This is a genomic window from Marinoscillum furvescens DSM 4134 (assembly GCF_003386095.1).
GTDB classification, from domain to species: domain Bacteria; phylum Bacteroidota; class Bacteroidia; order Cytophagales; family Cyclobacteriaceae; genus Marinoscillum; species Marinoscillum furvescens.
Map to the genome: position 1 here is coordinate 154,088 of NZ_QREG01000005.1, position 12,472 is coordinate 166,559.

Here is a 12,472-nt window from a genome sequence, read left to right on the forward strand (position 1 = left end):
GGTTAGCAGCTATTTTACTTCTCATATGAATAAGCGCAGGATATATTGGGTTTGTCAAATTGGTGGGTGGTCTTTTTATGGCTTCTTGCAAATATTCCTATATGCCATAGCCCAGCAGCCAGACATGACTCACTTTGTAGGGGAAGCTCTGCAAGTGCTTTTTTATATTGGGTCTACCCATCTGCTCAGATTCATAGTCATTAAAAATGGCTGGCTGGCACTGAACTGGGTGAAGCTGATACCCCGACTGCTGCTTATCATTTTTGGCCTCAGCGTGTTCAATTATGCATTTCTTCTAGGGTATTCGCTACTCAGCAATGAGCTCACTGTGCGTGATTTTCTGCCGCTGACTATCGTTTTGAATGTTTTCGGCCCGATGATCATTTATTTCATTTGGGCGATGATCTACTTTACGTTTCACTATTTCGAGCGGTATAACAAAAGCCTTAAGTACGAAGCTGCTGCTAAAGAGATTGAGCTGAGAAACCTAAGGTCCCAGCTCAACCCACACTTTATTTTCAATGCACTAAACAGCATCAGGGCGCTCGTGGATGAAAATCCCGTAAAATCCAAGAATGCGATTACGCAGTTATCCAATATTTTACGAAATTCACTGACAATAGACCGTCAGCGGATGGTCACCTTATCCGAAGAGTTGGCTATGGTCAAAGACTATCTGGCGCTGGAGAGCATTCGCTACGAAGAGCGGCTACACACCGAGTTTGACATAGATCCGGAAAGCATGAGACATCTCATCCCACCGCTGATGATCCAAACACTGGTAGAAAATGGTATAAAGCACGGGATTGCTACCTTAAAAACAGGAGGGATAATCAAGGTAAGCTCTGAAGTAAATGAGGATAGTCTGATCATCCAGATTCGAAATACTGGTCAATACCTGAACGGGCAATTAGCCAGCAATACAGGCTTCGGATTGAGCAATACCAAAAAACGACTGGAGCTAATTTATGGCGATCAGGCTACTTTCTTGATAAACAATGAATCTAAAAATACCGTACTAACCCAAATATCTGTACCAAAATCTTTATGAAGACACTTATAGTAGATGACGAGAGACTTGCACGCAAAGAACTGATCAATTTACTGAAACCATTTCAGCAAATAGAAATTGTAGGAGAGGCTACGGATGTGGAAGATGCTCAGGAGCAAATCGCGAAATTAAAGCCGGAGTTAATCTTTTTGGATATCCAGATGCCTGGCAAAACGGGCTTTGACCTGCTAGAATCACTAGATGCCGTACCGAAGGTTATCTTTACTACTGCCTATGATGAGTTTGCACTCAAGGCATTTGAAGTGAATGCTCTGGACTACTTGCTCAAACCCATCCAGCCAGAAAGGCTGGAAGAAGCGATCAACAAGCTGAAGGTGGAAGAAACCCCGCCAACTGCTGAGATAGAAAAACGTACGCTGGGTAAAGAGGATCAGGTTTTTGTGAAAGATGGAGATAAGTGCTGGTTTGTAAAACTTGCCGATGTTAGGCTATTTGAGTCTGATGGCAACTATATCAAAGTCTATTTTGGCGGTAATAAACCCATGATTCACAAATCACTCAATGCCCTCGACGAGCGCCTGGATGACCGCACATTTTTTAGGGCGAGTCGCAAGCATATCATCAATCTGGGTTGGGTAGAAAATATCGACACCTGGTTCAATGGAGGTCTGCTGGTGCAGCTGAGAGGAGGAGAAAAGATCGAAGTGAGTAGAAGACAGGCTTCCCGGTTCAAAGAAAAAATGAGTCTTTAGGTTTGTATAGCGCTGACAAACTCCTTTTCTATTCCCCAGTCTTTAGCGAGATTGATCATGGCCATTGTCTCCATTTCCGTAACATAGCCTTTCTGGTTGTTGTCTTCCCATACTTCTCGCAGCAGCCTTAGTCGTACGCGTTCCGGTGCTTTGCCTATGGTTTTACTAAAAAACTCTTTGGCTCGATCATAGGCAGACATGTAGTCATCGGAAATAAACTTATTAGCCCATGCTAGCTCCGCATGTCCATCCAGATCATCAGCTGCTTGCTCTAGTATTTTTTCTTCTTCCTCATCTAGTCCGTGGTAGTGCAAGACGAGAGACTTGAGCAACATATTGGCTTTTTTCAGTTCTTTTTCCATCCCGTCAATAAAAGTAAATAATTCTAGGTGTCATAGAAGAGTCTCCAGGTAATTTCGTCAGCGATCATGAATCCTTCTGACGTCAACCGGATATTGTTATTGGTTTTTGTGAGTAATCCGCGCGTAGCAAAGTCTGACAGCAACGCCTTATAGTCATCATACAGATGTTTGCCAAATTGCTCTTTGATTATGTTCAGGTCTATTCCCTTGTTGGTTCGCAGGCCTGTAAACAAATATTCATTCAGCTTGTCCAGATCAGAAAGTTGCTCCCATTCTATCGGTAGCTGATCGGAGCGTATCGCACGCATGTAGGTCTGATTATTGCTAATGTTGGCGCCGCGTGCTTTGCCATTATAGGAGTGCGCCCCGGGACCTATTCCCAGATACGGGGCACCTTGCCAGTAGCTGGTATTGTGCCGAGAGTGATAGCCGGGCTTGGCAAAGTTGGAAACTTCATAATGGTCGTAACCTGCATTTGAAAGCACTTCTATAGCCAGCCTGTACTGGTCTGCGGCTTTTACTTCCGGCACTTCATCAAGTTTGCCCAGAGTCTGCCACTTTCCAAAAACGGTGCGCTCTTCTATAGTAAGGCCATATAATGAAATATGTCTGGGAGAAAAGAGCAACAATCGCTGCAGGTCTTTTGCCCAATGATCCAGGTCAGTGCCCGGTAGTGCGTACATCAGGTCAGCCGAAATGTTTGTAAACCCGGCATCTTTGGCGAGCTTAAGACAAGAGGCAGCCTCACTGGAGTCATGTGCACGATTGCAGTACTTCAGGCTATCGTCATCAAATGACTGAATTCCAATGCTCAGCCGGTTGATGCCTGATTCTTTTAGCATGCTCAGCTTTTCCTGGTCTAGATCATCGGGGTTGGCTTCCAGTGTGATCTCTGCTTTGGGTGCTATCTCAAAGTACGAACGCAAGGCACTGAATATGGCCTCAAGCTCGTTTGCAGCTAGTAGCGAGGGCGTACCTCCACCAAAATATATGGATGTAATAGGCTCGGAAATTTCACCGTGCCTGATCTCCACCTCCTGGCAAAGGGCAGCTATCATCTCACTTTTGTAGTTTAGTTGGGTGCTAAAGTGAAAGTTGCAATAATGACAAGCCTGTTTGCAGAAGGGTATATGTAGGTAGATGCCGGCCAAAGTCTTTGTTTTAATTTGCAAAACTACACGCTAAACACACACACTTGAAGAAGAGTGCATTTTATATCGCATTGCTCATTTGCGCATCGTTTGTCGGTGCTCAGCCGGACACACTCGTGTTGGTCGTTGGCGATCAGGTCAAAACGCAAACCTACCAGCATACGGCTGATCGCAAGCAAATAATCCAAAAACAACTATCGTCCCTGTGGATGGAAGGGTATTTGTATTCGGCGATTGCTCGCCAAAGTGCTGATTCGGTGTTTTTTCATACAGGTCAGAACTATGACCTAAAAACACTGACTGTGTCAGTATATAATCCCTTCGAAGCAGAATATACTAAGGAACGGGTTTCAGGGAATTTTCGGCAGTATGTCTCCAGGAAAATAAAGAGCTATGCAGACAATGGATACCCCTTTGTGAGCCTCCAAAACGATTCAATCGAAATTGTAGATACAGGCTATAGCTTGCATGCCACTCTGTTTCCCGGGCCCTATATAGCATTTGATTCGTTGGTCCTTAGCGATCCTTCGGTTTACAGCAGATCGTACCTGAGAGTGGTTATGGACATGCCAAAAGGGGGTCCGTATAATGAATCTAGCTATCAAAAAGCGGCAGCAAAGCTTTCACAACTGCCAGCGGCAGAACTCAATGGTCCACTAGATGTATCATTTGTAAATGGAAAGGCGACTGTTTATGTAGACCTAAAACCTACCAGGCAAAACAGCTTTGAGGGCGTGGTTGGGCTTTTGCCTCGCCAGTCGGCGGGTGAAAGCCTGGGTATTACAGGTTTTTTAGATTTACAATTAGGAAACCTGTTCAAATCAGGGAAATCTTTAGGCTTTAGTTGGAATCGATTCGCTGATCAGTCTCAAAATTTAGAGCTTGGCTATGACCACCCTTTTCTTTTTCAGTCTCCGGTTACTGTAGGTGTTGACTTTTTATTGTTAAAACAAGACACCACATTTCTCAATCAAAACTGGCAGGTAGAAGCGGACGTGGGGTTGGGGTTGCAGCGGCTTTATGTAGATTTTACGCGCACTGCAGGTAGCCTAATCAAGCCAGACGCATCTGCTGTGAGGCAAGGCTTTGCTGATTTTAACAGAAAACTGTACGGCTTTAGACTCCAAAGCCTTTCTTATGATCAGCCCTTTAACCTCTTTAGTAGGTGGGGGTATCAGGTAGGATTGGCAGTGGGCTCCAAAAACATAGAAGTAAACCCGGCATTAGACGAAGAGGTTTATGAAGGGATAGACTTAAAAACCTCTCATTTTCAGGCCATTTTTGGATTTAAGTATCAGTTGCGTAGCAGACGTACTGCGCTGGTGCATGATATCGCAGGCCGATGGATGCAAACTAGCCAGCTGCTGACCAATGAAATGTTTCGCATAGGTGGATTGAGGTCGCTTCGAGGCTTCAATGAAAAATTTTATTTTGCTGAAGCCTATGTGCTTAGCCGTATGGAAATAAGGCAATATTTCGAGAATGAGTCATACTTTATGGCGTTTTACGATCAGGCATTACTAGACCAAAAGGAGCGCTTGTCATTTCCCAGAGGAGTTGGAGTTGGCCTTACTTTAGATACTTCGTCAGGCTTGTTTACATTTGCCATGGCCGTGGGCATGGCTAAAAATGTCCCCATAGATCCATCTTCAGTCAAAGTTCACATTGGATATATTTCAAAATTTTAAAATATTTTTTGGGTTCGTAATTCTGTTCCTCTCGAGCACGTTGTTTGGGCAAACAGATACGCTTGTTTTTCAGGACTTAAGCCATGGATGGTATACCATACAGCCCAATGGAGAGCCAAGTAGTAAGGGGGTGCTATCTGCCGAAGTACTGGCCTTTGAGGTTCCTGATGTTTCCAGGCAACTTTTTTTAAGTTCAAAATTTCCCGTTGACATATGGATCAATGATCAATTATTTTATTCAGCATTTAGCGGAAATATGTATTGGGCTACAGATTTGCTTTTTGAAGGGCCAACGAATAGTCGCCTTATTGTTTTGTATGGAAGCCCAGGTTTTGCACACCATGTAAAAAGTCATTTGTTAGATGTATTGCAAACCAGCGGTCCATTACTCAAAACAGCATCCAGAGATGATGTTTTAAAAGAAGTTTTTACCCTTAAAATCACTATCATTCTCATTTTAATGGGGCTATTTCGTCGCTTTTTCCCAGTGGCATTTAGTCAGTCGTTTCAAAATCCGCTAGCTTCCAAAGTGCGAAGCCTTAGTGATGAATCATCCTATGACAGCTTTTTCAATCTAGACAATTTATACGCGATAGGGTTCCTGTCCGTACTCCTTGCTACCGTTACCATTTATATCAATCGTGCTCCTGTACTTTTTTGGGGTGATCATGGGTTTTGGGTTCACACCTTTGACTGGTTGATGTTTTCTGGGCTGATCGCCATTGCGATCATCATCAAGTTCGGACTGTATCAGCTCCTGGCATTAATATTTAACTTCAGTCACATTCCTAATATTCAGGGGCAGGATATGATTCGCTTTTTTATCCTTATTGGATCTATTGCGCTGGGCTTGTCCCTGGTAGACTTTACGTTGTTTGCTCAGACCTCAGAATTCATGAAGATATCGGTTGTCATTTTGCTCGTTTTGGCATTGGGAGTTTTTGTACTGGGATTGTTTTTCAAATTGGATAAAATTCTTTCTCATAGAAAACTGATGATAATTGCCTACCTTTGCACCACCGAATTTTTGCCCGGATATTTACTGATCACTTGGTTAGTCCGGTAGTTGCAAACAGGTAATACCTCGAAAAAGTATTTTAGATAGGAATGAGTGAAGAATTGTTAGTAACCGACAAAGAAAGGCTCAACAAAGTATCATCGATACTCGTCTCGCAGCCAGAACCATCTAATCAAAACTCCCCGTATCATAAGCTTGCTGAAAAGTATAATCTTAAGATTGACTTTCGCCAGTTTATTGAGATAGACCCGGTGGATGCCAAGGAGTTTAGAAAGCAGAAGGTAAATATCCTCGATCATACAGCAGTGATCTTCACAAGTAGAAATGCGGTGGATCACTTTTTCCGACTAGCATCGGAGAATAAAGTAGAGATCCCTACAGATATGAAGTATTTCTGTATTTCGGAGCAAACTGCAAATTACTTGCAGAAGTATATCGTGATTAGGAAGCGCAAAATTTTCACAGGAGAGCGTACCGCAGCAGATCTTTTGGAGGTAATAAAAAAACACAAAAAAGAAAAATTCCTTTTTCCGTGTTCAGATATACGAAAGGATGATATTCCTAATTTTCTGAAAGAAAACGGATGTGAATATTCTGAAGCGATCATCTACCGAACAGTAGCTAGCGATCTTTCAGATTTGGAAAACGTCTACTACGATATCCTGGCATTTTTCAGCCCTTCTGGGATCAAATCATTGTTTGACAACTTCCCTGATTTCAAACAAAACAAAACGCGGATTGCTGCTTTTGGGCCTACCACAGCCAAAGCAGTGAAGGATGCTGGCCTAATTTTAGATATACAGGCACCACTCCCAAATGCCCCTAGTATGACAGGAGCATTGGAGATGTACATAAAAAAAGCCAACAATCTTTAGTAGAGCATACAAATAAGGGTATTTTTGTTATAGACGATAAGCATCAAAAGATTCCCTTATGAGAAAGTGGTGGCTGTTGATTTTAATGAGTTCGCTTAGCTGGCAAACATTTGCTCAGAACGATATTTTTTTCGGCCACTACATGTTCAACCCTACTCACTTTAATCCTGCGTGGGCAGGAAGTGAGTCTACGGGATTTGTCGCAGCACAGCACCGAACTCAGTGGCTGGGCTACGGCACCACCTTTGATGGCAATGGGGGTGCTCCATCATCCCAGCAACTCACTGCCGTAGTACCTATTCGCAACTTTTTCGTGTCATCTGTAGGTCTCGTAGCGAGTAACGACCAATTAGGAGCACTTAATAATGTGCAGGTACAGCTGCCAGTCTCCTACACCATAGAGCGACCCAAAAGTACCTGGATACTGGGGTTAGCTCCTGCTATCTACTCACAAACGCTTCGCTTTGATCAGCTAAGATTCAATGATGCATCTGATCCATTAAACATTGGTAGCAGAGAAACACAGATACAGCCCAACTTGTCAGCTGGAGCATTCTACGAAAACAAAAATGATTTTTTTGTGGGTGTGGGCGCTACTAATCTGCTGAGACCAGGTTTTGATTTTGGACAGGATAGCCTTACTAATAAACAGGCCATCCACTACTACGCTCATGCAGGAAAAAGCTTTTCCCTGTCCGATGAAATAGGCTTGACTCCTACTGTATTGGCACGTACCAACCTTGGAAGCTATACTTTTGATATTGGGGCTATAGTTACTTTAAAAGGAAAGGCCTGGACAGGCATCTCCTATAGATATGAAGAATCAATAATTTTATTTTTGGGATATAGTTTGCTGGACAACCGCCTTCGGGCCGGGTATTCTTTCGACTATGTCATTCAAAATCGAACGGCCAAAGCTGCTACTTCACATGAGTTATTTTTGCGCTATGATCTTCCTGAACTAGTATTTGGCGGGAAAAAAGTAGTCAAAACTCCGAGGTTCAGTTTCTAGGTTTTTGTCCATGTGCCTTTGAAACCGGTCTATCTAAAAAAACCATTATTTGAAGACAATTCTTGGGTTGATTTCAATTAAGGTTATATATTTAGGCTGACTAAGTCACAATATTTTTTGATAAAGTTTGTTTAATTTACATACTTGCAAGTTCAAATAAGGTGTTATGAATAATATGCGTGTTATAAAGTTTTCGACTTTAGCCGTATTCGCTCTTGGTTTGTTGTCACAAAGTTGTGGCTTATTCGGAGGTGGTTCTTCGGATAACGGAGAGCTGATAGGCGTAATGGATCGCCAGGGTTGGGAGATGACCCGGCCGTATGGTATGGTAGCTGTTCCTGCCGGTACGTTCCACATGGGACAAGCCGATGAGGATGTGGCAGCTACACAAATCAACCTGAATAAACAGGTTACTATTGGTGCGTTCTTCATGGATGATACCGAAATCACTAACAACGAGTACAGACAATTCACTCAGGCAATTACTGAAGGCTCAGAAGTAGATCTCCCAGCAGGGTATTCTATCGCTGACCTGATGCCAGATACAGCTGTTTGGACACGTGACTTTACTCACCACATGGGAGATCCACTTGTAGTTTACTACTGGTCTCACCCTGCATTTGATGATTATCCTGTAGTAGGGGTAGATTGGAATGCAGCACAGTACTTCTGTACTTGGAGAACCCAGCATCTCAATGAGTACCGTCAGAGCGTTGGCATGCCTATCATGCCAAACTTTAGACTGCCTTCAGAAGCAGAGTGGGAATATGCAGCTCGTGGGGGTAGAGATATGGCCAAGTACCCATGGGGTAACCCCTACATCAGAAACCAAAGAGGTTGTCTGCTGGCTAACTTCAAGCCGGGCAGAGGTAACTACTTCGATGATGGTTTTGCATACACAGCGGCAGTAGGGACTTATTTCTCTAACGATTACGGCCTGTTTGATATGGCTGGTAATGTGGCAGAGTGGTGTGAAGATGCTTACAACCCATCAGCAATGCCATTGGTATGGGATTTGAACCCAACCTATTATGATGACAGAATTGATTACAAAATTGTACGAGGCGGGTCTTGGAAAGATATCGCGTACTATTTGGAGACTGGTACCAGGTCTTACGAGCATAGAGACACAGCCAGATCTTCTATTGGTTTTAGATGTGCAATGACTTATCTGGGTCGTTCATCCGGATACGAATTTTAATGAACAACAGGGACTTAAATTACTAACCTAAATATTACAAGAAAATGAGCAAAAAAGGCGGATTCCAAGAGCTTCTCTTTAGTACAATAATGCCCAAAATCTATGGTATTGGAGCAGCTATCGTAATTGTAGGGGCGATGTTTAAAATTTCTCACTGGCCAGGAGCTACTGCCATGCTGGTAATTGGTTTGACCACAGAGGCAGTGATATTCTTCTTAAGTTCTTTTGAGCCTAAGCACAGAGAAATTGACTGGTCTAAAGTATATCCTGAATTGGCGGATGATTATGATGGTCCTCCTGCCGCTCCCAGAAAGGTGACTTCAGGAAACAATTCTGGTGTTAGTGCAGGTATGGATAAAATGCTGGCAGATGCCAAAGTAGGACCTGAATTGATAAAGAGTTTAGGTGATGGCATGAGAAATCTGGCTGATTCGGCCAAAAAGATGTCTCAATTAGGTGATGCTGCACTCGCGACTAACGAGTATGCTAAGAATGTAAAGACTGCTTCTAATTCTCTAGTAGAAATGAATAAGTCTTACGCATCATCTATGGAAGCTATGTCAGCAATGGCACAAGCATCAAAAGACACTAAAGAATATCATACTCAGGTTCAGAACGTGACCAAATCTTTGGGTGCCTTGAATGCTGTATATGAGATGGAGCTTAAGGATGCTCAGGGTCATGTGAAGTCTATGAACAAATTCTATTCTAACCTGACTCAAGCCCTGGAAAGCATGGGTGAGGCTGGTAAAGAAACTTCAGCCTTCCAGAAAGAGTTGAACTCACTCACAACAAATATTGCTTCCCTAAACAAAGTTTACGGCAATATGCTGAGTGCAATGAAGCAAGGTTAATTTTCCACTTTAAAGCTTAAATAATCAACATATGGCTGGAGGAAAAGAAACACCACGGCAGAAACTTATTGGGATGATGTACTTAGTACTAACAGCACTGTTAGCACTAAACGTCTCCACTACCGTGATCGATAAATTCGTATTCCTTGATGACTCTCTAGTTAGAGCCAACAAGGAATCCGAAGAGAGAAATACTCAAATTCTTGAGAGTATTGTAAAGACTGTTGACGATACAGGAAACAGGCCTGAAGATGCGAAAGTAGTAGAGGTTGCTCAGGAAATCCGCGCCGAAGCTGCACGTGTCATCACAGAACTTAGTGAGCTAAAGGCTACATTAGTCGACCTAACTGGAGGTTACGAAGAAGGGCATCAGCCAGAATATAAAGGAGATGCTCGTCACCTAAAAGGTAAGACCGATTACGATAAGGTAGGTCACTATATGATGCCTGAAGAAGAAGGTGGAGAAGGACATGGCGCACGACTAAAAGAAGTGCTCAATGGATACGCTGAGTTTGTACGTGAAAAACTCATCGCATTAGGTGCAGAAGAAGGAGAGCTTACCTACTTCCGACCCATCGCTTTGGACGCAGACGAGGATCCCATTTATCAAAAGGACCCTAACCAACAAGGAAAGAGTTTTGCTGCTTTAGCATTTGATAGCTCACCTACTCCGGCGGGTCTTGCTACTATCAGTGAGTTTCAGTCTCGCGTGCTCAACTATGAGACGGGTGCATTAGACTTCCTTTCTGGTAAAGTAGGTGCTGGTGACCTCAAGTTTGATGTTATCGTACCTATGGTAAAACCTGAGTCTAAGTACGTGGCAGCAGGTACCAAGTACTCTGCAAAGATGTTTATCGCGGCATCATCTTCGGGAGTAACTCCTACGATGACCTATAACGACAATGAAATTCCTGTTGACGCAAGCGGACAGGGTTTAGTTGAATTTACAGCAAACGCCAGCAAATTCGATGAGAATGGATTGGCTCGACAAACCTACAAGGCTGCAATTACTATCACGCAACCAGGTGGAAGAGACACGACGTTCACTCAGGATATCGAGTATTTCGTTGTAAAACCGACTATACAGATTCAATCACAGTCAGTTCAGGCATTGTATTTGCGTTGTGGAAACAAGTTGGATGTACAGGTACCTCAGTTGGGTGTAGCCTACAACCCTTCGTTTTCTGCTAGTAACGCACAGACATATACTGGATCTGCTAAAGGTCAGGTTACTATCGTACCTACTTCTGTGAAAGAAGTCGAACTGAAAGTTTCAAGTAATGGAAACTTTATTGGTTCGAGAAACTTCGGAGTACGAAGAATACCTGCTCCAGAGATTAAAGCATATACAGACCAGGGAGAAGTGAATATGAAAACAGGTATTCCTGCAAAAACTCCTCGATTGTATTTAAATGCTATTCCTGATGAAAGTTTCCAACAATTCCTTCCAGACGATGCTAAATTTAGAGTAGCTGAGGCTCAAATCACATTGGTGTCTGGTGGTATTGGTAGAAGAACAATCACTGTTGGTCAAACAGCAAATCTTGGTCAGTTGACCGCTCAGGCAAGAAAAGGTGATCAATTGGTGATTGAGATCAAAAAAGTACAAAGACAAAACTTCAGAAAGGATGTTGAGAACTTCGGTAACTTCAATCGATTCATCAACATTTCGCTGAATTAATCAAACAAGGTTATGAAAAATTTATGTTATGCAGTTTTGATTGGACTCTTGGTGATCCCTGAACTCAGCGCTCAGGAATCAAAAGTACCAATCATCAAACCTGAAGTAACGGACTCCCAAATCATGTTTCAGCGCATGGTTTGGAGGCGAATGGATTTATTAGAGAAACAAAACAAGGCCTTTTTCTCAACCAATAGAGAGATGCCGCGCTTACTTATTGATGCGGTAAATGAAGGCCTGCTGAAGCCTTACTTGACAGATTCATGCATTAACGTGATGCCAGATGATGTCTTTAAGGAAAACACCCAGGTAGAACGCCAAGGTGGCGGTGGTGGTGGATTCGGAGGCGGATTCGGAGGCGGATTCGGAGATGACTCTGGGTCGCAAACGCAGGAATCAAGTGGTCCTCTGTATGATCCAATCCCACCTACGTCATTTGATGTGGTTTACTTGAGAGAGGAGATCATTTTTGATCGAAACCGTTCAAGAATGTACTGGTACATTCGTAGCTTAAGTCTGGCACTGCCAGGTAGAGCTGGTTCGGTATACAATCCTGCAGGGTTTGAAAAGATGGTGGCACACTTCAAGTATGAAGACGTGGTAGCACTTTTTAGAGGTCCTTACGCAGAGAGAGCTTTATGGTATAATAATCAAAACCAGGCTCAGCACAGAAACTATGGTGATGCGTTCGAGTTGAGACTTTTCTCAGCGCCGATCACAAAAGTTTCTAACTCTGAAAACCTTGATATCCGTCAGCAAACATCTGATCCATACGAAGCTGTAATGCTACAGCAAAAGTATGAGTACGACCTGATGGAATATGAAAGTGAACTTTGGGAATATTAGAAATATGCTCATAAATATTT

General features: G+C 43.1%; 12 protein-coding genes. 10 read left to right on the forward strand and 2 right to left on the reverse strand.

The genetic code is table 11. The features are described from left to right. The first annotated feature begins 85 nt into the window (after positions 1 to 85). Positions 86 to 1,051, forward strand: a complete 966-nt coding sequence (locus C7460_RS07540; protein ID WP_245986236.1) for a sensor histidine kinase — start codon at positions 86 to 88, stop codon at positions 1,049 to 1,051. Beyond that, positions 1,048 to 1,764: a LytR/AlgR family response regulator transcription factor gene (locus C7460_RS07545; protein ID WP_115867487.1), complete on the forward strand. Its 717-nt coding sequence runs from the start codon at positions 1,048 to 1,050 to the stop codon at positions 1,762 to 1,764. Before C7460_RS07540 ends, C7460_RS07545 begins: the two co-directional genes overlap by 4 nt. On the opposite strand, the gene C7460_RS07550 is transcribed toward C7460_RS07545, so the two are convergent. Both C7460_RS07550 and hemW read right to left on the reverse strand, forming a co-directional pair. Beyond that, positions 1,761 to 2,126 (reverse strand): hypothetical protein, encoded by a 366-nt coding sequence (locus C7460_RS07550; RefSeq protein ID WP_115867488.1) that lies wholly within the window; start codon positions 2,124 to 2,126, stop codon positions 1,761 to 1,763. The genes C7460_RS07545 and C7460_RS07550 overlap by 4 nt on opposite strands. 23 nt (positions 2,127 to 2,149) lie before the next feature. Further along, entirely contained in the window at positions 2,150 to 3,298 is a 1,149-nt protein-coding gene (hemW, locus tag C7460_RS07555; RefSeq protein WP_317127692.1) for a radical SAM family heme chaperone HemW, read from the reverse strand. A gap of 23 nt (positions 3,299 to 3,321) precedes the next feature. Here hemW and C7460_RS07560 point away from each other — a divergent pair, with 23 nt between their 5' ends. From C7460_RS07560 to porN, 8 genes are all read left to right on the forward strand, one after another. After that, the gene (locus C7460_RS07560) at positions 3,322 to 4,965 is read left to right on the forward strand and encodes a BamA/TamA family outer membrane protein (RefSeq protein WP_115867490.1); all 1,644 of its coding nucleotides are present in this window, start codon (positions 3,322 to 3,324) and stop codon (positions 4,963 to 4,965) included. Positions 4,966 to 5,005: 40 nt separating this feature from the next. Beyond that, positions 5,006 to 6,031: a DUF4271 domain-containing protein gene (locus C7460_RS07565; protein WP_115867491.1), complete on the forward strand. Its 1,026-nt coding sequence runs from the start codon at positions 5,006 to 5,008 to the stop codon at positions 6,029 to 6,031. A 41-nt stretch (positions 6,032 to 6,072) separates the two neighbouring features. Then, positions 6,073 to 6,858, forward strand: a complete 786-nt coding sequence (locus tag C7460_RS07570; RefSeq protein ID WP_115867492.1) for a uroporphyrinogen-III synthase — start codon at positions 6,073 to 6,075, stop codon at positions 6,856 to 6,858. A gap of 58 nt (positions 6,859 to 6,916) precedes the next feature. Continuing rightward, positions 6,917 to 7,870 (forward strand): PorP/SprF family type IX secretion system membrane protein, encoded by a 954-nt coding sequence (locus tag C7460_RS07575; protein ID WP_115867493.1) that lies wholly within the window; start codon positions 6,917 to 6,919, stop codon positions 7,868 to 7,870. 175 nt (positions 7,871 to 8,045) lie between these two features. Next, a complete protein-coding gene (gene porK, locus C7460_RS07580) occupies positions 8,046 to 9,071 on the forward strand; it encodes a T9SS ring complex lipoprotein PorK/GldK (RefSeq protein WP_245986237.1) in 1,026 nt (341 codons plus the stop codon). Between the two features lie 44 nt (positions 9,072 to 9,115). Continuing rightward, positions 9,116 to 9,925, forward strand: coding sequence for a type IX secretion system motor protein PorL/GldL (gene porL, locus C7460_RS07585; RefSeq protein WP_115867495.1), 810 nt, complete (start codon positions 9,116 to 9,118; stop codon positions 9,923 to 9,925). Between the two features lie 31 nt (positions 9,926 to 9,956). After that, a complete protein-coding gene (gene porM / locus C7460_RS07590; RefSeq protein WP_115867496.1) occupies positions 9,957 to 11,606 on the forward strand; it encodes a type IX secretion system motor protein PorM/GldM in 1,650 nt (549 codons plus the stop codon). Between the two features lie 12 nt (positions 11,607 to 11,618). Next, on the forward strand, positions 11,619 to 12,452 hold the full coding sequence (porN, locus tag C7460_RS07595) for a type IX secretion system ring subunit PorN/GldN (protein WP_115867497.1): 834 nt from the start codon (positions 11,619 to 11,621) through the stop codon (positions 12,450 to 12,452). Positions 12,453 to 12,472 lie beyond the last annotated feature (20 nt).

Coding starts and splice junctions, on each gene's coding strand:
- C7460_RS07545 (WP_115867487.1), top strand. CDS start 1,048: ATGAAGACACTTATAGTAGATGACGAGAGACTTGCACGCAAAGAACTG.
- C7460_RS07550 (WP_115867488.1), bottom strand. CDS start 2,126: ATGGAAAAAGAACTGAAAAAAGCCAATATGTTGCTCAAGTCTCTCGTC.
- C7460_RS07570 (WP_115867492.1), top strand. CDS start 6,073: ATGAGTGAAGAATTGTTAGTAACCGACAAAGAAAGGCTCAACAAAGTA.
- C7460_RS07575 (WP_115867493.1), top strand. CDS start 6,917: ATGAGAAAGTGGTGGCTGTTGATTTTAATGAGTTCGCTTAGCTGGCAA.
- porK (WP_245986237.1), top strand. CDS start 8,046: ATGCGTGTTATAAAGTTTTCGACTTTAGCCGTATTCGCTCTTGGTTTG.
- porL (WP_115867495.1), top strand. CDS start 9,116: ATGAGCAAAAAAGGCGGATTCCAAGAGCTTCTCTTTAGTACAATAATG.
- porM (WP_115867496.1), top strand. CDS start 9,957: ATGGCTGGAGGAAAAGAAACACCACGGCAGAAACTTATTGGGATGATG.
- porN (WP_115867497.1), top strand. CDS start 11,619: ATGAAAAATTTATGTTATGCAGTTTTGATTGGACTCTTGGTGATCCCT.